This is a genomic window from Ensifer sp. D2-11 (assembly GCF_054161295.1).
Genome location: NZ_CP096433.1, coordinates 1,064,953 through 1,081,979, shown reverse-complemented (window position 1 = coordinate 1,081,979; position 17,027 = coordinate 1,064,953). Strand labels below are relative to the sequence as shown.

The 17,027-nt window shown below is 59.2% G+C and carries 20 protein-coding genes; 10 read left to right on the top strand and 10 right to left on the bottom strand.

All coding sequences use genetic code 11. The features are described from left to right. Positions 1–121 precede the first annotated feature (121 nt). The 4 genes from M1D34_RS05190 to M1D34_RS05175 form a co-directional block, all read right to left on the bottom strand. Entirely contained in the window at positions 122–2,779 is a 2,658-nt protein-coding gene (locus M1D34_RS05190) for a mechanosensitive ion channel family protein (RefSeq protein ID WP_033048695.1), read from the bottom strand. 39 nt (positions 2,780–2,818) lie between these two features. Next, positions 2,819–3,280, bottom strand: coding sequence for a GFA family protein (locus M1D34_RS05185; protein WP_010969632.1), 462 nt, complete (start codon positions 3,278–3,280; stop codon positions 2,819–2,821). A 39-nt stretch (positions 3,281–3,319) separates the two neighbouring features. After that, positions 3,320–3,880 carry a DUF924 family protein gene (locus M1D34_RS05180; RefSeq protein WP_498781696.1) on the bottom strand — a complete coding sequence of 187 codons (561 nt, stop codon included), beginning with the start codon at positions 3,878–3,880 and terminating at the stop codon, positions 3,320–3,322. A 159-nt stretch (positions 3,881–4,039) separates the two neighbouring features. Further along, a complete protein-coding gene (locus M1D34_RS05175) occupies positions 4,040–5,815 on the bottom strand; it encodes an SLC13 family permease (RefSeq protein ID WP_498781021.1) in 1,776 nt (591 codons plus the stop codon). A 422-nt stretch (positions 5,816–6,237) separates the two neighbouring features. On the opposite strand from M1D34_RS05175, the gene M1D34_RS05170 reads away from it, so the two are divergent. From M1D34_RS05170 to M1D34_RS05155, 4 genes are all read left to right on the top strand, one after another. After that, on the top strand, positions 6,238–6,519 hold the full coding sequence (locus M1D34_RS05170; protein ID WP_227692111.1) for a hypothetical protein: 282 nt from the start codon (positions 6,238–6,240) through the stop codon (positions 6,517–6,519). 36 nt (positions 6,520–6,555) lie between these two features. Beyond that, a complete protein-coding gene (locus M1D34_RS05165; RefSeq protein ID WP_003530069.1) occupies positions 6,556–6,840 on the top strand; it encodes a hypothetical protein in 285 nt (94 codons plus the stop codon). A 140-nt stretch (positions 6,841–6,980) separates the two neighbouring features. Then, on the top strand, positions 6,981–7,238 hold the full coding sequence (locus M1D34_RS05160; protein WP_498781018.1) for an AbrB/MazE/SpoVT family DNA-binding domain-containing protein: 258 nt from the start codon (positions 6,981–6,983) through the stop codon (positions 7,236–7,238). Continuing rightward, positions 7,235–7,561, top strand: a complete 327-nt coding sequence (locus M1D34_RS05155; protein ID WP_498781016.1) for a type II toxin-antitoxin system PemK/MazF family toxin — start codon at positions 7,235–7,237, stop codon at positions 7,559–7,561. Before M1D34_RS05160 ends, M1D34_RS05155 begins: the two co-directional genes overlap by 4 nt. Positions 7,562–7,787: 226 nt before the next feature. Here the strand turns inward: M1D34_RS05155 and M1D34_RS05150 are convergent, their stop codons facing one another. From M1D34_RS05150 to M1D34_RS05140, 3 genes are all read right to left on the bottom strand, one after another. Next, the gene (locus tag M1D34_RS05150; RefSeq protein WP_010969636.1) at positions 7,788–8,126 is read right to left on the bottom strand and encodes a DUF1515 family protein; all 339 of its coding nucleotides are present in this window, start codon (positions 8,124–8,126) and stop codon (positions 7,788–7,790) included. Next, on the bottom strand, positions 8,119–8,370 hold the full coding sequence (locus M1D34_RS05145) for a hypothetical protein (RefSeq protein WP_013844609.1): 252 nt from the start codon (positions 8,368–8,370) through the stop codon (positions 8,119–8,121). Before M1D34_RS05145 ends, M1D34_RS05150 begins: the two co-directional genes overlap by 8 nt. A gap of 120 nt (positions 8,371–8,490) precedes the next feature. Further along, positions 8,491–9,303: a lysozyme family protein gene (locus M1D34_RS05140; RefSeq protein WP_010969637.1), complete on the bottom strand. Its 813-nt coding sequence runs from the start codon at positions 9,301–9,303 to the stop codon at positions 8,491–8,493. Positions 9,304–9,748: 445 nt separating this feature from the next. Here M1D34_RS05140 and M1D34_RS05135 point away from each other — a divergent pair, with 445 nt between their 5' ends. The 4 genes from M1D34_RS05135 to M1D34_RS05120 all read left to right on the top strand — a co-directional run bounded on the left by M1D34_RS05135 (position 9,749) and on the right by M1D34_RS05120 (position 13,040). Beyond that, positions 9,749–10,591 carry a glycosyltransferase family 2 protein gene (locus M1D34_RS05135; protein WP_498781013.1) on the top strand — a complete coding sequence of 281 codons (843 nt, stop codon included), beginning with the start codon at positions 9,749–9,751 and terminating at the stop codon, positions 10,589–10,591. Further along, positions 10,592–11,353, top strand: coding sequence for a glycosyltransferase family 2 protein (locus tag M1D34_RS05130; RefSeq protein WP_498781011.1), 762 nt, complete (start codon positions 10,592–10,594; stop codon positions 11,351–11,353). Between the two features lie 31 nt (positions 11,354–11,384). Continuing rightward, positions 11,385–11,642: a hypothetical protein gene (locus M1D34_RS05125; RefSeq protein ID WP_498781009.1), complete on the top strand. Its 258-nt coding sequence runs from the start codon at positions 11,385–11,387 to the stop codon at positions 11,640–11,642. Positions 11,643–12,107: 465 nt separating this feature from the next. Next, the gene (locus tag M1D34_RS05120) at positions 12,108–13,040 is read left to right on the top strand and encodes a capsular polysaccharide synthesis protein (RefSeq protein WP_498781007.1); all 933 of its coding nucleotides are present in this window, start codon (positions 12,108–12,110) and stop codon (positions 13,038–13,040) included. Here the strand turns inward: M1D34_RS05120 and M1D34_RS05115 are convergent. Genes M1D34_RS05115 through M1D34_RS05105 form a run of 3 tightly spaced genes read right to left on the bottom strand, consistent with a single transcriptional unit; the run spans position 12,966 to position 15,911 of the window. Continuing rightward, entirely contained in the window at positions 12,966–13,454 is a 489-nt protein-coding gene (locus tag M1D34_RS05115; protein ID WP_498781005.1) for a hypothetical protein, read from the bottom strand. The genes M1D34_RS05120 and M1D34_RS05115 overlap by 75 nt on opposite strands. 1 nt (position 13,455) lies before the next feature. After that, positions 13,456–15,606 carry a hypothetical protein gene (locus tag M1D34_RS05110; protein WP_498781003.1) on the bottom strand — a complete coding sequence of 717 codons (2,151 nt, stop codon included), beginning with the start codon at positions 15,604–15,606 and terminating at the stop codon, positions 13,456–13,458. After that, the gene (locus M1D34_RS05105; protein ID WP_498781001.1) at positions 15,606–15,911 is read right to left on the bottom strand and encodes a hypothetical protein; all 306 of its coding nucleotides are present in this window, start codon (positions 15,909–15,911) and stop codon (positions 15,606–15,608) included. The genes M1D34_RS05110 and M1D34_RS05105 overlap by 1 nt, the downstream gene beginning before the upstream one ends. Positions 15,912–15,928: 17 nt before the next feature. On the opposite strand from M1D34_RS05105, the gene M1D34_RS05100 reads away from it, so the two are divergent. Together M1D34_RS05100 and M1D34_RS05095 are read left to right on the top strand one after the other, a co-directional pair. Continuing rightward, on the top strand, positions 15,929–16,252 hold the full coding sequence (locus tag M1D34_RS05100; protein WP_003530058.1) for a type II toxin-antitoxin system RelE/ParE family toxin: 324 nt from the start codon (positions 15,929–15,931) through the stop codon (positions 16,250–16,252). Next, the gene (locus tag M1D34_RS05095) at positions 16,245–16,562 is read left to right on the top strand and encodes a helix-turn-helix domain-containing protein (protein WP_003530057.1); all 318 of its coding nucleotides are present in this window, start codon (positions 16,245–16,247) and stop codon (positions 16,560–16,562) included. Before M1D34_RS05100 ends, M1D34_RS05095 begins: the two co-directional genes overlap by 8 nt. Positions 16,563–17,027 lie beyond the last annotated feature (465 nt).

The following is a 17,027-nucleotide window of genomic DNA, read 5'->3' as shown; positions in this document are numbered from 1 at the left end:
AGTGCGCAGTTTCAACGTGCGGCCGGGGTTCGGCCGATAGAAGGAGCGGTATTACCGCTCCTTCTTCTCTTTCCTGCCTTCGCCAATGGCGCCGGCGCGTCAGGCCTTATCTTCGGCGAGATCAGGCCTTCTCTTTCTCCATAACCGAAGGTTCGGGTCCGGCGCTTCCGGCTTCTTCCTCAGGCGTTACATCCTCGATCTTCATCGGGAACGGCGCGCCGATTCCCTCGTCACGAAAGCGCTCGTAGATCGAGACGCGAAGGTCGTTGCGAACACCGCCGGCCGTCAGCACGTCCGCGACATAGATGCGCAATTCAAACGTCATTCGCTCGTCTTCGAAGGCCGTGAAGCCGACATTGGGAGCCGGGTTCTTGAGGATCATCGGATGGGCTGCGGCGATTTCGTAGAGCAGTTCGATAACCCGGCGCGGATCGCTGGCATAGGTCACCGTCACTGCAATTTCCGACCGGCCGAGCTTGTTGCGGTGCGTCCAGTTTCCGACCGAGGCGTTGATGAGCAGAGAATTCGGCATCATGATCGACTGATGCTGGAAGGTCTCGATCTCGGTCGCGCGGACGGAGATTCGCCGCACAAAGCCTTCGGTCGTACCGCTGACGATCCAGTCGCCCACCTTGAAGGGACGCTCCACCAGCAGGATCAGACCCGAAACGAAATTGGAGACGATGTTCTGCAGGCCGAAACCGACGCCGAGGGAGAGGGCGCCGGCAACGAGGGCGAGACTCGAAAGATCGATGCCGGCGGCCGACAACCCGATAAGGCCGGCAATGCCCACGCCCATATAGCCGATACCGGTACGTATGGAGTTGCGCACGCCGGCGTCGACGCGACTGCGCGCCATGACGTTGCCGTCGATCCAGCGCTGCACCCAACGCGTGACGAGAAAGCCGAGGGCAAAGAGCAGTACCCCCGCGAGAATGCCCACCAGCGAAATCGTGATCGTGCCGATCCTGATTTCGGTCAGCACCTGATAGGCCCAGGACTCTATGTCCGCAGTCTTGAAGCCCCACTGCATCAATATCAGCGGGATGAAGAAGGAGAGAACGAGCACATAAATGCCGAGACCGGCAAAAAGGCCGAATTGGTCGAGCGCAACCGGCTCCAGATGGAAGCGGCGCTCCAGATAGCGTCCGGCTACCGTTTCGGCAAAGGCGCCCTGCTTGGACACGGACTTCCCCGTAAGGAGGCCGATATAGACCGTCACCAGGATCGCGCTCGTTACCGTGATCTGCGTGGCGATGAAGCGCGCCAGGCCGACATAGCCCGACAATGCAGTCGCGATGAGCGCCGCGCCCAGCAGGAGAAACGAGAGCGAAATAACCCGCGGCCAGGGACGTCCCGGTGCATCGTAAGGTTCATCGGCCCTCAGCACAGGCCGGATCCACGCCATCGACATGAGAATGAGACCGATGATGATCGATGCCACGAAGCTTTTGGCGATCGTCAGCACCACCGGAGAACCGAGAGACTCGCTGATGCTGCCGAGCAGATAGTCGAGCCCGTTGACGAGCGCCATCGCGAAGATCGGCACCATCAGCATTTTCGCGCCGCGATCCGAAACGCGCACGAGCCGCCAGCTCGATCGGTTCGGCGATAGCACCGCGCCTGCCAGCCTGGCTATGAAGAACAGCACGACGCCCATGGCGAGCGTGATCGCAACTATGGGAGCAATATCCGGCCGCAAGACGTTGAAACTACTGAGGAAGAAGTAGCTCGACATAGCGAAGGCGGCGAGCGCCAGAGTCGGGATGAGTGTCGACCAGAACGCAAGCGAAAGCTGCCGGAAATAGGTGGGCTCGTCGTCTTCCTCGTGGCGCATGAGGACCGGCGAAAAAAGCCTGTAACCGCCGACCAGGAAGAGCAGCGCGGCGCAGAGCGAAAGGAAGATCGCGCTCAGCAGCGGCACGCGCTTGTAATTCCAGGCGAATGTCAGCCAACCGCCGATGCTGCGCGACAGTGCCATCGCTTCGTGCATCGTTGCAGTGACGGCTTCGCTCAACATCGCCGCCGAGACATCCGTATGTCTCAGCAGGGTGTTGGAGAAGATCGCCCGGCGCGTCGCGGTGATCCGGTTGGCAAGTTTCCTCGCCTCGACCGAGAGGTTCTCCGCCCTGCCCGTCAGAGCATTGATCGCCCCGCGTTCCGCCAGGAGGCGTTTGCGCTCATCGGTGATGACCGCGTCTTCGGGCGGCTGCCCCTCACCGGGAGGATCGCCGAGCTCCGTGAGCCTCGCCTTGATTTCGTCGAGCCTCGGACGGGTGGGGACGGAGGCGGCGATGATCTGCTTCGAAAGCTCGTCGACCTGCACCCTGAGTTCGGCGAGCATGGCGTCGTCGTCCTCGACGGCATTGGTACGCTCGATGAGACGCTTCAGCTCCCGGTCGGCCTGGGCAAGCTGATCCTCCGCCTGCTGCAATACCGGCGATGCGGCATCCGGCGCCTGACCCGTCCCGGTCTGCGTCGCCGGCTGTGCCGGTTCGGCCTGCGGCGCGGGCTGGACGGATTGGGCAGGCTGGAGAGGCTGGGCAGGTGCGGCCTGTTGGGCCGGCCGGGTTTGCTCTACGCTCGGCGCGGGCTCCTGCGCAACTGCGGATCCGCCGGCAGCGAGCGTCAGCGCACCGAAAGACAGGGCGATCGAAAGCGCCCTCAGTTTTTCCAGGAGATGCAATTTCCTACCCTTCGATAATCCCTGCGCCGAGCAGAACCGCTCCGAGCTTTGCCAGTTGCCGGTCTGCACATGCATAACGGCAAAAAGATGCAAATCCTCTGAGATCCAGGCTGATCTGAATCGTCTCGCGGCTCAATCCTCTTCGGAATGCCTGGCATAGTCCGCCAGCAACTGCTCGTAACTCTCCAGCGGTGGCAACGCCGCGTAGCTATGAACGGCGGATGTGCTCACCCACGGCAGCTTTTCACTGGTCCAGGTTTCTATGAACGGCCTGCACCAACTTGGATCGTCGAGCATGGTCGCGCGGAGATTGACGAACCAGTCCATGCCTTCCGGGCGCGTGAACATCCAGCTCATGCAATGAGGACAGAAATAGTGGCGCGTTGCGCCGTGAAGGCCGCCGATGACAGGCTCGCCGCGTGTGACCTCGAAGCCTTCGCTCGGAATGGCGACGCTCAACGAGAACGCGCTGCCGGTCATTCGCTGGCAGCCGGTACAATGGCATGCCATCGTGAGAAGCGGTTGCGCGCTCACCTTGATGCGCACCTGTCCGCAGCGGCATCCCCCTTGCCAGGGCAGTTCTCCGGCACTCATTGGTTTCCTCCTGATTTCGTTTTCCGCCATGGTTCATGCCTAGAACCCGGCGCCGGGCTGCGCGAGGTACTCTTCCTCGGCCGGTGACGACATGCGGGCCAAAATGCCATTGCGGTGCGGGAAGCGCCCGAACCGCTCGATCACGTCGCGATGCCGGATCGCATAGTCGAGGTAGCTGGCGTCTCCGAGTTCGGTGAACAGCTTGACCGACATGGTCTGGTCGGTCAGGTTTTCGGAGTGCTCGAACGGCATATAGAAAAACGCGCGCCATTCCCTCGGCACCGCCGTGTCGGCGCTCGCGCCGATGGCGAGCTTCGCCTCCCGCAACGCAAGGCAATCCGTGGCAAAGGCTAGCGGCGACCCGCGATACATGTTGCGCGGCATCTGGTCGAAAAGGATGACGGCCGCCAGCCAGTTCTGCGGGGTCTCGCGCCAGACATTGTCGAGGTTTCTGGACAGGGCCAGGTGCGACGCCTGAAAGCGCTGCGCACATTGCTCGTCGAGCCTTGGATCCGGCGTGAACCAGTGGTCATAAGAAAGTTCCGTGAACCAGAATTTCAGCACCTCTTCCGGCGTACAGATCTCGATATCGCCAGTCATGACGCCCACATGCCTCCCTACTGCCAGAACAATTCCAGAGCACTTCCACAAAAGATACGCTTCCGCCGCAAGATAGGCGGCGATCAGGCCGTTTCCACCGAATGCCTGCAATTTGGCAGGCAATCCGTATTCCGCGCGGTTCCATTTGTCCCCGGCATTCTAACGCAGCGGCCAGACCCACATCAGCATCGGCACCGCGACGATCACGATGACGACGGAAAGCGGCAGACCCAGTCGTGGGTAGTCGCTGAACCGGTAACCGCCGGGTCCCATAACCAGCGTGTTGCATTGGTGGCCGATCGGCGTGAGGAAGTCGGAGCCGGCGCCGATGGCCACCGCCATCAGGAACGCGTCTGGCCTGTAATCGAGCGCCGTTGCAAAACTGGCGGCAATCGGCGCCACGACGAGGACCGTGGCGGCATTGTTCAGAAAGGGTGTCACCGCCATGGCCGCAACGACCATGATGGCAAGCGCCCCCGCAGGCGGCAGACTCGCCGCCATTCCGCTCAGCCAGCCCGCGATCAGGTCCGAGCCGCCCGTCGTGCGCAAAGTGTCGCTGACGGGGATCAGCGCGGCAAGCATGACCAGGATCGGTCCGTCCACGGCGCGATAAACGTCACGCAGAGGGATGACGCGAAACACCACCATGGCAAGCGCCGCAGCAAAAAAGGCGATCTGCACAGGCACGACGCCAACCGCGGTCGCCCCCATCGCGGTCGCCAGAACAAGCAACGGAACGGTGGCACGGCGAATGGTGCCGAGCAGGATTTCCCGTTGCGCGAGCGGCAGGCAGCCGAAGTCCTGCAGGAAAGACGGCAATTCCCTGCGGGTACCCTGAAGCACGACGATGTCGCCGGCCCGCAGTCTTATGCTGCCAAGCCTCTGTTTCAATCGTTCGCCTTGGCGGCTGACGGCCAGCAGGTTGATGTTGTGATTGTTGAAGAGCGCCAGGCGCTGAGCCGACATGCCGATCAGCGGTGAGCCGGTGGCGATCACCGCCTCGATGGCTTCGGTCTCGGCTTTCTCCTTGTCGCTCGGCATCGGCGCACGATCGCCGGAGATCTTGAGCTTTGCCTGGGAGACGATGCGGTCGAGCGCAGCGGGACCGCCTTCGAGCAGAAGGATATCGTCCAGTTCGATAACGACATCGGGCAGCGGCGCCAGATGCGTGCCGCGACGGAAGACGGCGATCACTACGGCTCCGCCATCGCCGATCTTGACCAGGTTGCTGAGCGGCTTGCCGATCACCGGCGACCCGGCCGGGACCATTGCCTCGGACGTGTAGTCGGTGATCTCGATCGCCTGATGCATGCCGACCTGCTGACTTTTCCGCTCCGGCACCAGGCGATAGCCGAACAGCAGGAACACCGCGCCGACCAGTGCCAGAGAAGCGCCGACGGGCGTGAAGTCGAACATGGTGAAACTCTCGCCCGTCAGATCCGCACGCACCCGGGACACGACCACGTTGGGCGAGGTGCCGACCTGCGTCATCAGGCCACCGATCAGCGAGCCGAAAGCCATCGGCATCAGGAAGACGGAGGGCTGCACGTTCGAGCGGCGCGCGAACTGGAACGCCACCGGGATCATGATCGCCAGCGCGCCGATATTCTTTATGAAGGCCGAAAGTACCGTGACCGTGACGACGAGCAGAGCAAGCTGCGCCCTCACCGATTGCAGATCCGGAAGAAATCGCTGGATGGCGGCATCGACCACACCCGAACGTGCAACGCCCGCGCTGACGATCAGTGCGCTGCCGACGATGATGACGATGTCGTCGCTGAAGCCGTCAAAGGCGTTATCGAAAGGAACGATACCGACCGCAACCGAAAGCATCAACGCCGAGCAGGCGACGATGTCGTAGCGAAAGCGACCCCAAATGAAGAAGATCATCATGGCGCCGAGCACGAGAAACGAAAGGGTCTGTTCGGCGGTCATGGGCAGTACCTGAGCAGCGACTCGTCGGAAACCGGGGTTCTGTTTGCAGGCCCATTCGCCGACACCGAATCAAACGCGCGATCCCACTGGAAGGTTCGCACGGGGTTCCTCATGCATCGGCGGGCCTCGGCCATTACATCCTTCAAAGATTCCTGCCTATGCAATCGAAATATCGCGAAATCCCCCACGAAACGCGCGTGATGCCCGCGACACGCCGAACTTCCTGCTTTCTTTGCACGTTGTCGAATAAGGAATAAGCTGGTGCAACTCATATGGGGCGAAGCATGTACATGAACCGTCACGCGATGCAATCCGCCGCAGCCTACTGCATCTTCCCTGAAACCGGAATGAAGCTGGAGAACCGCACAACAATGCGGGCCCCGGCAGGACATCGCCACGTGTCCATCGGGAGGCGCGGCGCCGTGAGCACAGCTCTCTTCACCCTCTGCGCCGCCGTCGCGCTCAGCGCCTGTACATCGACGCAAACGGTTGGCTACGGCCCCAGACTGGAACCCATGCCCGGCAGCATCACCTATGGCGGTCAGCCGCGAACGAAACTGACGAAGGCCCCGATTGGCAGCATGGTGCCGCACCAGTTCTTCGACACCTATGGTCACCGGGTCTACGAGACCTATGTCATTAATCCGGACCGCTCGTTGCGACTGACCAGCCGCCGCATAGATTACGACATCTTCAGCGACTGAACGCCGGCGAGAATCATGCAAGTGGCGAGGATCGTCATGAAATATGTTCTTCCTGTCCTGTGCGTGCTCACACTTCTGACCGGCTGCGAGGCGACCTCGATGGGCTATTCGCCCTATCTGGAGCCGATTCCCGGCAGCATCACCTACGGGGGCCAGCCACGCACGAGACTTACCAAGGCACCGGTCGGCAGCATTGTGCCGCATCAGTTTATCGACCGGTTCGGCCGCCGGGTCTACGAAACCTATGTCATCGAGCCGGACCGGTCGCTGCGGCTGGTAAGCCGCCGCTACCGCGACCTACCCCTTTTCGACGACGATTGAATGGGCGCGCCGGTCCCTGCGCTGGACCGCTTCCCCGGAAGAGCGCGAGCGATTTGCTTGGATGGCGCAATTCAATGATCAGGCATTGAAGAGCGGCGCGACCGCTATTATATTTTGATATAACTTATAGGAGATCCCTCGTGCACACTACCAATCTGCGCAAGGTCGGCGGCTCGGTCATGCTTGCCGTTCCTCCGGCGCTGCTCGATGTTCTGCACCTCTCGGCCGGATCTGAGGTTGGCCTGGCCATCGACAATGGCCGACTCGTGGTCGAACCCAAAGCGCGGCCGCGCTATACCATGGCCGAGCTGCTGGCAGCATCTGACTATTCGCAGCAGCAACCGGCGGAAGAACGGGAATGGATCGATGCCCCTGCCGCGGGCGATGAGCTTATATGAGGCGCGGCGACATCTACATGGTCGATCTCGAACCGACCCACGGTCGCGAACAGCGCGGACATCGGCCGGTGGTCGTGGTTTCTCCTGACGAGTTCAACCAGGCAACCGGCCTGCCCATCATCCTGCCGATCACCAATGGTGGCGAGTTCGCCCGGCGCATCGGCTTTGCGGTGCCGCTTTACGGCACCAACACAACCGGCATCGTTCGTTGCGATCAGCCCCGCGTGCTGGACCTTAAAGCGCGCAACGGCCGCAAGGTGGAATCCCTGCCGCCAGAGCTCGTCGACGAGGTCTTGGCAAAGGCCATCACCATCTTTGAATAGCGCTGGCGCACGGAACTATGCGTTCGGTATCTCGTGTGTCGGGCTCACCAAAACGGCCGAGTGAGAGTCCGAGCGGACTGACGGGACGGTGTCGAGCAATTTTCGAGCCATGGACCAAAGAGCGGGCGTTAGCCCATTCTCGCCCCCATTCGCGCACCGCATTGTTTTGGCGGGCTACCGCATCCACCGCTTCCAGTTACGCGGCTACGATGGCGAAAAAAGACCTCTACCCAGCTCTCGTCAGCATCAGCACGCGTTTTGCCACATCGGCAAATGTCACGCCGAGCGCTGCCCCGCCGATGCCGATAACGCCGAGAGCGCCCATCCCCATCAGCTTCCATTTGCGCACATCCTCGGTCACGGGCTTCATCGCGGCAATATCGTCCTTGACGAGCATCATCGAGCCCTCGAGCGTCCGCATGCGCTCGACCAGTTCGTCCATCCGGCGCGTCATGGATACGCGGCCCACATCCGATCTATCCTCCGATCGGCGCAGGTCCTCCCTCAGGTTCTTCACCTCGGCTACCAAGGTCCCGAGCTGCTGGTGAACGCCGGCATCAATCATCTCCGCCCTCCCCGTGTTTCGCGCATTCCGCCCGAGTCCAGACGGATGCCGCACAGAGGCCGACCACCGTGCGGTCGATCTTGCGCTGGTCGGCCTGCGTCGCGCCGCGTGCGCCGGCAAGCTCACTTCCCACGATGCCGCGAAGGCCGCTCACATCGGCCGGTCCCGAAGTTCCACAGCCCGCCAGAAGAAGAACAGACGTCATAGTCAAAGCGCTTCGCGTCAGCGCTCTTTGCTGCTTCATTGTTCTGCCTTTCGATTGAATTGCGGACCGCCTGGGCGGCATTCGAACGGATTTCGAGTATGGCCCACGAAATTCCGGCCAGAATCAGGGCACCGATGACCAGATTGCTCCACGGCAACGTCATCGCGTGAGACCCAATGCATCGCGAACCGCCGGCATCGACGAGATGGCGTAGACGGCAAAACCGACGATTACGGCGAGGATCGCAAGCTGCACCCGCCAATCCAGCGCAACAAGGTTCAACTCCTTCAGCGCCGTGACGAGCGTGCCGCCGGCCGTCAGCAGCCAGGTCCAGAAGCGGCCGGACCGGGAAACCGGCCTGCGCGGGCGTGCCGGAACCACAAGCGCCGCCTCCTCGCCCACGCGGTCCGCCTCATCCTCTCGTGAACCGGCTGCCAGCACCGCGCCAAGCACGGCCTCCAGCTTTTCCGGCCGTACCAGCGCTCGGTTGAGCCCGTCGCCGGCATAATAGGACTGCCCGCGCCTTATCCGCTGCCGGTCGCCCTGGCTTTCGGCGAGAACCGGCAGGGACGCCCATTCCATCGCCAACCGCCTCGCGAATTCAACAGGGCTGATTTCGCCGGAGACAAAGCCGGCGAAGCCACGGCGGTTCAGAAGGTGAAGGGCGAGCCGGTCCTGAAGCGCGGGATCGAAGCGCTGTTCTCCGCGCAGTCCCGGTACTTCCTTCAAAAGCCCGGTGAGCGTGGCCCGCATGAACTGATAGCCCCCCGCCGCACTCGATCCGTGCGCCCTCGCCCATCCCTTCTGCGCACGGATCACCTCGGCGATCGTCATCTCCGTAAGCGGCTTTGTAAGCTTCCCCTGGTTATGTCCGTAGATCACGTCGTAAGACGCGCGGCCCTTGCTGCCGACTTCCGCCTCCCGGATAAAGTCGAGCAGCATCGCCGCGCCTTGAGGCACGGTTTTGGTCATGGGTTACCTTTTTGCTGAAGATTGCAGGTCGTACTGAAGACAGGCGGACAGGCCTTTTTGAGATTCGGGAATGCCGCGGCGGCTTGTTTGATTACCTCATCCCTGTGCTCGTCACAGGGATCCAGCCAGACCAAGTCCTTGGGCTGAAACAACGCTTCCCGCGCCGCAGACGCGGCGCTGCTGGATCTCTGTGACAAGCACAGAGATGACGGAAGAGGAGAGATTGCAGTCCCCCGGCGTGCGTGCCGACAAGACTGACCAGAGCTTCAACGCCATTATCCATCTCGCAGCAGCCGTCATAAACTCGAGATGAATCTCGACAGCCTTAATCCGTTGCGACCTTGCTGCCGCCGAAGAGGCGCTTGGCGCTCACGCCATGGAGGCCCGTTGCGGATCGCTGCGGCATTCGGTATGTGCAAGGTCAATTCAACGATAGAGAAAATCAGTGCCCAAGCCGAAGGTCGTCGTCGTTTTCCCCGTCTACAATGGCGAAAAGACACTCGCCAGCAGTCTACGGTGCATTGCCGAACAGACGTTCGAAGGCTTCGAAGCAATCATTCTCGACAATAAATCGACTGATAAGACGGTTGACATAGCCGAGCAATTTTGCCGGTCGGACGACCGCTTTTCGCTCGTCAAATGCGAAGAACATGTAGGCGCGATAGCGAACTTCGCGAGAGCAGTACAGCTCGGCGCAGAACGCGGTGAATATTTTTGCCTGCGTGCATGCGATGACCATTCTTCCCCGGATTTTTTGGCCCGGCTCGTGGAAGCACTTGATACCAATCCCGGAAAGCTTCTTGCCGCATGTCCGACAAAGCTGGTGGGATCAAGCGGAAGCAGAATCAAAGCCCCGAACGACTCGGCCTTCAATTTCACCGGAAAGTATGTGGCCGGTCAGGTGCCAAGAAACCTCACCTTCCCCGCTGAGTGGATTTACGGTCTGTACAGAGCCGACGCAAAAGAACTGCTCATGTCACGCTGGTTCGAACTTGGAAATCCGTGGTGTTTCGCATCCTACGTCGTGTCGGAGTTTGTCGTCCTCGATTTGGTAGCGTACGTGGACGGAGCGACACTTGACTTTACAGAGGGATCTGGATCTGAGGCGCGTTATGGTGCCAAAAGTTTTCGCGATCGGCTCGACCAGCGGCTCAAATACACTCTTGGGTGCTACGAACTGGGAAAAAAACTTCCAGATGTTAACTGGTCGACGAGGGTTAAATTCTTCAGGATGTGTTGGAACGATGCTCGACGAAAGACTCGATATAAGCTTTTCTGGATTTTCTAAATGAAATATCCATTTGACCGCGACTTTTCGTTCCCGCGTCGCACCTTAATTGAGCGTCTGGCAACTTTCTATGACGATTGGAGGGTTACTGCCAGAGAGCGCAGACAAGTTGAAAGGGCAACCATCATACCTGCGAAGGATGCCCCTGCGCTGAGCGCAACAGATCTTCCGCTGGTATTTGTCACGCATAATGAGATCGCACTCATCCCAGCATTCCTGAGCCACTACCGGAGACTTGGCGTAACCCGATTTATTTGCCTCGATGACGCATCGACTGACGGAACGCGTGAGCATCTGATGGAGCAACCGGACGTTGATGTCTGGACTTCCCCAATTCGCTTTGAGGCGGCGCGGCGAGGGCGCCGTTGGCGCGAGGCCCTGTTCGAGCGGTACGGCTATAATCGCTGGTACGTAAATCTCGATTCGGACGAGTTCCTGGTCTATGATCAGTGCCTGCGCGAACCGCTAAAGGCTTTGATAAATGTCCTTGAAGAGCATGATATCAAACGGTTGCCGGCTCCCATGCTCGATTTTTATCCATCTAGTGAAACAAAAAGCGGAAACGGCAACATGCCGTGGCACGTCGTCGATCACATCGATAGCAGCGGCTATGAAGTCACTCTTCAAAAGCGAGGCATAAGCGTAAAGGGCGGCCCAAGGAAGCGCCTGTTCAGTGAGGACAATGAGCTAATCAAGTATCCCCTCTTATATTGGGATAAAGATTGCCGGTTCGGAAGCAGCTCATCGTCCACTTCCTTATAGCCGCAATTTTTCGCCGATTTGGGGTGTTCTGTTGCATTTCAAGTTCTTCACCAACTACAGAGAAAAGATCGCTGAGGCCGCCTCCGATAAACAACATTATAACGGCTCACAGCATTACCAAGCGATGAAGAGTGAGATAGACAAAGCAGGAGCCATCGATTTTGTCGGCGAAACCTCGATTCGTTTCCTCAATCCTGAGCAACTTGTTGATCTTGGGTTTATGCCAACAATTGAATTCGATCCGGATGACGAACGACTAACATCCTCGCGGAACTGGGGCACCGCGTAGCGACCTCGTCGACAGCAGATTCATAGAGATACAACGGGCCCACCGCCGAATATCCCCTTACGGGATGCCGCCTCCCTACCCGATCTAAGCCCGGTAGGGGTGACACCAGCCTGAGCGCTTCTCCGGGTACTCATTTCCTGCGTGTTACGCCGGTTTAAATGCCAGGAACCAGGCGCCGGCCCACGCGCATTCTCGTGACATCTCATGGTGTGCGTCGCCAAAGAGACCAAGATCGCCACGAATGAATAGACACAGACCACGCGGCTTGCTTCATCCAGGACAGCTTCGGCTCGCGCCTAAGCGCCGACTGTGCGCTGGTGCGGTGCCTCATAGAACGCTGATTCTTCCATGCTTCATCTTATTTTGAGAGATATTCTGTTGCTGTGCGTTCTTAGCTTATTTATCTGTTGACACTCCACATCTCTAACTTAATTTAGCCAAATCAAAGACTCCTTAGGAGCCGTTATGCTAATTTTTGATGCCTTCCTACTATGGAAGAAGATTTCACACTCAATCCGACGTAGTTTAGTCGGCAAGAAAAGGTTTAAAGAACGGAACGCAGGCTTTGGTTACGACACAATGCCCAAGAAATTGCCACGCGTAATTTGGATGTACTGGGATAGACCGCTTGAGGAGGCGCCGGAGATTGTCCGATATGCCGTAGATTCTTGGGTCAGAAAAAATCCTTCATGGGATGTACGGGTGCTAAGTGATTCCAATGTCGCCGACTTCGTCAAAGTTCCTCCGCACAGAAGTGATCGCAAGATTCAATGGCGGGCCGATCTCATAAGAATAGCTCTTCTCCGGGACTATGGTGGGGTTTGGGTTGACGCCACGACCTTTTGTGTGAGGTCTCTAGATGGGTGGCTCCCGCCTTTGATGGAAAGCGGCTTCTTCGCCTTCCCCGACAGCTATCCTGGCAGAACCATGGGCATATCGTTCCTAGCCGCAGTGCCACAGAACTATCTCGTGGCCAAGTGGCTGCATTTGATGCTGAAGTACTACTCGAAACGCGGTAAGGTGCTGCATTACTTCTGGGTGATGTACCTGTTCGAGTACATCATACGAACGGACCGCAGAGCCTCCGCAATATGGAAGGCTACGCCTAAACTCAGTTCCAAGGGGCCGATCCTTCTCAAGCGCCTTTTGACCCAGCCGAACCTCTTGGAGCCGATCCCCGAACAGATTGATGAGACCGCGATTGCGTGGCTGAAGATAAGTTCAGACACCAAACTGGAAAATCAGGAAATCCTCGAAGGAATTGCGATGGGCAGGGACTTCGACTTACGCAGGGTCGCTGATGTAGAGCTTCGGAAAAATAGATCAAAACTCGAGCGCGGCAGCCCACATGGTGTCAATCTGCTCGTCAGAGATCCCGAGCGCAGCGCCAACGGTTGAAACAAGCGTATGCGTTCGATTGAAGGTGGTCGCGTATTCCCATTCGATCTGCGCCGCTTCTCGATCTGAAGCCGGCAACGCCTCGATCACCGCAGCGACTTGGGCTTGGTTGAAACCAGTGCTGACGAGGCCAAGCCTCAATTGGCGCGCAGACAGAGGCGGCATTGCCGCTCGCGCCTCGTCGGCAATCGGCGGCTGATAAGCGCCGACCGTGAAACCGGGATTGTTCGCCATCCACTGACGGATAGTTGGATTGAGGCCGAAGGTGTCATCGGGACGAGAGATATAGTGGCAATCGTACGTTTCTTTGATGGCGTCGGTTATGTTGATCAAGAGCTTGTAAACGCCCTTCTCCTGTGTTTCGGCAATTGAGTAAACTTGGTTAAGGGCAATTTTTCCGCGTGCGATTGTCATTCTATGCGGTCCTCTGGACGATTTGCCAATCTTGTGAAGCAACGTTTCCGCGTACTCGCCAGGTACCCGCTAGCGTAGTTCCCGCGCCCGGATAGCCGCTTTCGACGAAGGAGTTTGTGGAGTATAGGCAAGGGGTCACCTCGCTGTTTCGGACATTCCCCCCGTTCACTGCCATCGGCAGTATAGTTCCGACGGGATAGTTTGCGTTGTCCTGAGCTGTTCCAGTATAAACCTCCGCCGCAGTAAACCCGAGGGCATGGGTGTGGCTGGTAGACGTGACGGAGTTTGTCGTCGTGTTGGTAATGTCGCCAGGCGTGCCGAGCGTCAGCGTTCGATCTGCGGCAAGCGTGCCGCCGCCGGTCAGGCCGTTGCCGGCGGTGATCTGTTTTGCCGAGTTCGCCGCCGTGTAGCCATAGATTGAATTGAGGTCGCCAGCCGCAAGGTTGCCGGTGTGCCAGACGGTATATTCGGCGCCGTTGACTTGGAATTCCAGACTGTCGACCCCGCCGGAATTCTTCAGTGTGAGGGCCGTGTCGCCGCCGGTCGCTGTGTCGTTATAGGAGCGAAGCCCCTGGTTCACCCCCGTGCCGTCGGTGTGCTGGATGTAAGCTTGGCGAGCGGCACCCTTGTAAAAGGTCACATACGGATCGTCGGTGGAGGCGGGACTAACGATGCGTATCGCCTCGCCGGAGGTGGTGATCGTATGGGTGCCGGTCTGGCCGAGCGTCGTGATGCCGTCATAAGCGCCGGAAACTCTGGCGTTCGAAACGGTTCCGGTTGTGAGATTGGAAGCGTTGTTCGCACCGAGATTGGATCTCGCCGTCGCCGCGTCCGTTGCCCCCGTACCGCCTTCGGCAAGTGCAAGCGGTGTCGCCAGCGTCAGGCCAGAGGAATTGAGGCGGCCGACTTCCGTTCCGTTGACGTTCCACACATGAGAGGAGTTGGTCGGGACCGTATAGTTCAGGGTTGAACCCGTGATTGTGAACCCGTAACCGCTATAGAGCTGGATATGCTTCGACAGGTCGGTATTGCTGGTGGCAACAGCATTGGCGAAGCTTACGCCCGACGAGAAATTCTTGCCCGCCATCGAGCCCGGAAGCCGTGCATCGGAAATCGTGCCCGAACCGAGATCCGAGGCCGATCCGGAGGACGCCACTGCCGCAAGGCCGAGCGTGGTCTTCACGGCGGCGGCGCTGGTGTCGTCGAGGATCGTTCGCGCAAAGGGCGTCAGCGCCGTGGTCGCATAGACATCCGATGCCGTCGTATAGATGGTCCTGTCTGCGGCGGTCGTCAGCCCGGAGATCGACTGCAAACCGGCGTCGTAGGCCTGCACGTCCGCTCCGATCGCCACCCCGAGCGTCGTCCGGGCGGTAGCCGCATCCGCGTCGTCCAGGATCGCTTTGGCGAAACTGGACACGCCCAAGGTCGTCAGCGCCGCCGGGGCGTCTGCGTCGTCGAGGATCGTGCGCGCGAACGGCGTCAGCGCCGTCGTCGCATAGGCATCGGCTGCCGTCGTGTAGACCATCCTGTCGGCGGCAGTCGCGAGCGCTGCAATCGATTGCAGGCCGGCGTCGTAGGCCTGCACGTTCTTCCCGATTTCCAGGCCTAGATTCTTGCGCGCATCGGTGGCGTTGGTGGCCGCCGTACCACCTGCCGTGACCGGTCGCGCCGCATTGGCGTCGGCGGCCAGGTCGTCAACAAGCGCATTATACGGTACGGATTGTATCGTGGTGTTGGAAACACTTTTTGTCCCCGCAGGCGGGGCGTAGACTCCACCAGTTCTCGGCAATGTCGCCTCCATGGAAAAGGCGGCTCCGGAAAACCGCCTTATTGAAGAATTTGGCAGAAGGCACCCCATGAAACGGATGTCTTCACCGATTTGGTTCGCCCGACTAATGACGCCCGGCGCGCCGCGTGCCTGCGACAATGGCGAATTTGCAGTCGTGCTCGGGTGCATAACCGCCATCGCTTCGGCAACCGCGTTTGCGTGATATCGGACGACCTCTGCCGGCATGGCTACCGCAAGCAATTGATCGATGCTGACGGACTGATCAGATACTTGCGGTGCGCTGGCGGCAGTCTCTTTTGCGCCGACCGCGATCATCGGCGTCAGGCCGATAATCTTGAGAACATTCCGGCGAGGTGCCATCATCAGGCAGCCTCCCCTTGATTCATGCTTCGCTTTCCTGATGGGATGCGCAACCGCTTGAAAGAAGAGGCCCTCAAAAACGCGCGCAGCCTGGACGCGGAGATCATCCACCGTTTGGCGATGACGTTAGAGGCGACGCGCTCGACGAGGTTCACATGCCACAGCAAGGCGCTCCTCATACACCAGACGAGTTCTACGCCATGATTAAACGCGTCATCGAACGCAGCGTTCGAAAAATTCGTAAAGAGGACTCTTCCTAGTGACAGTTGCGCCATCGGCGTATTTTTGCCTTGCATCTGATACGCCATTGGCGTAAATCATATTCATGAAAATCGTTCGCACCAAACGTTACCTGAAAGACCTCAAACGCATTGGTGCGACGAGTGCAGAGGCGGATGCCATTGACCGGATGATCGCCAGCAACCCGACCGCAGGTGACGTGGTCCAAGGGTTGAGCGGCATCCGCAAAATACGTTTTGGTCTCCACAACCGCGGCAAGCGGGGCGGCGGTCGGGCTATCTACTTCATGATGCTGGCGGATGATGCCGCTTTGATGCTGACTGCGTACGCCAAGAATGAGAAAGCTGACTTGTCTTCAGAAGATCGCAAGGCCCTGCTCGCCTTGATTAAGGAGTTGAACGATGACTGAGCGCACCGATCTCGGCAAGGCCCTGGAAGAGGGCCTTCGTGAAGCTCTGGCATGGAAGCGCGGTGAAGTCCCGCTCGAGGTCCGTAACGTCGACCCCATGCCCATTGAACGTATCCGCGCCATTCGCAAGCGTGTTGCGAAATCTGCAAAGGAATTCGAGCGCCGCTTCGGCATACCCGCCGCGACGATCAACAATTGGGAACAAGGCCGACGCAAACCCGATCCGGCCGGCCGTCTCCTCCTTCAGACGATAGAAGCCGCTCCAGACCTTGTTGAAAAGATCGCGGCCCAAAACAGCGCGGCGGCCTGAGGAGGAGAGATGAAAATTCTCCTGAGCTCGAATCCGCTGTTTACGCCTTTGCCGAAGAACAGGACATTTACGGCGACGAGGTGTTTATCGTGATCCTCCGCGACTGGCTGATAGACCACGGCTATCTGCCTCTGCATGACGACGACGACTAAAACAACGAACCGGCGATTCATTCCCTCAACCGGGTTGAGGGAAAATTATGGGTTGGAAACCGGTTCAGGCGGCCGTCTTCTGGGCCATCATGTCGCTTCGATCGAATTCGAATGGAGGCTGACAGCCTCGCCGTCGGAGTCCTTGGGGGTATGGCGGCTTGGTACGCTACCGACTGGCAAACGCACTCCTCGGTCTTGGTCGTCGGCTCCTCGGCCTATCAGGGCCTCAAAACGGCTACTAGGCGCTTGGGCGAGAAGTCGGTTTGCTAAAAGAGCCTGAACGGGAGAAGTCATAAGCGCCCTTGCTGCTGCA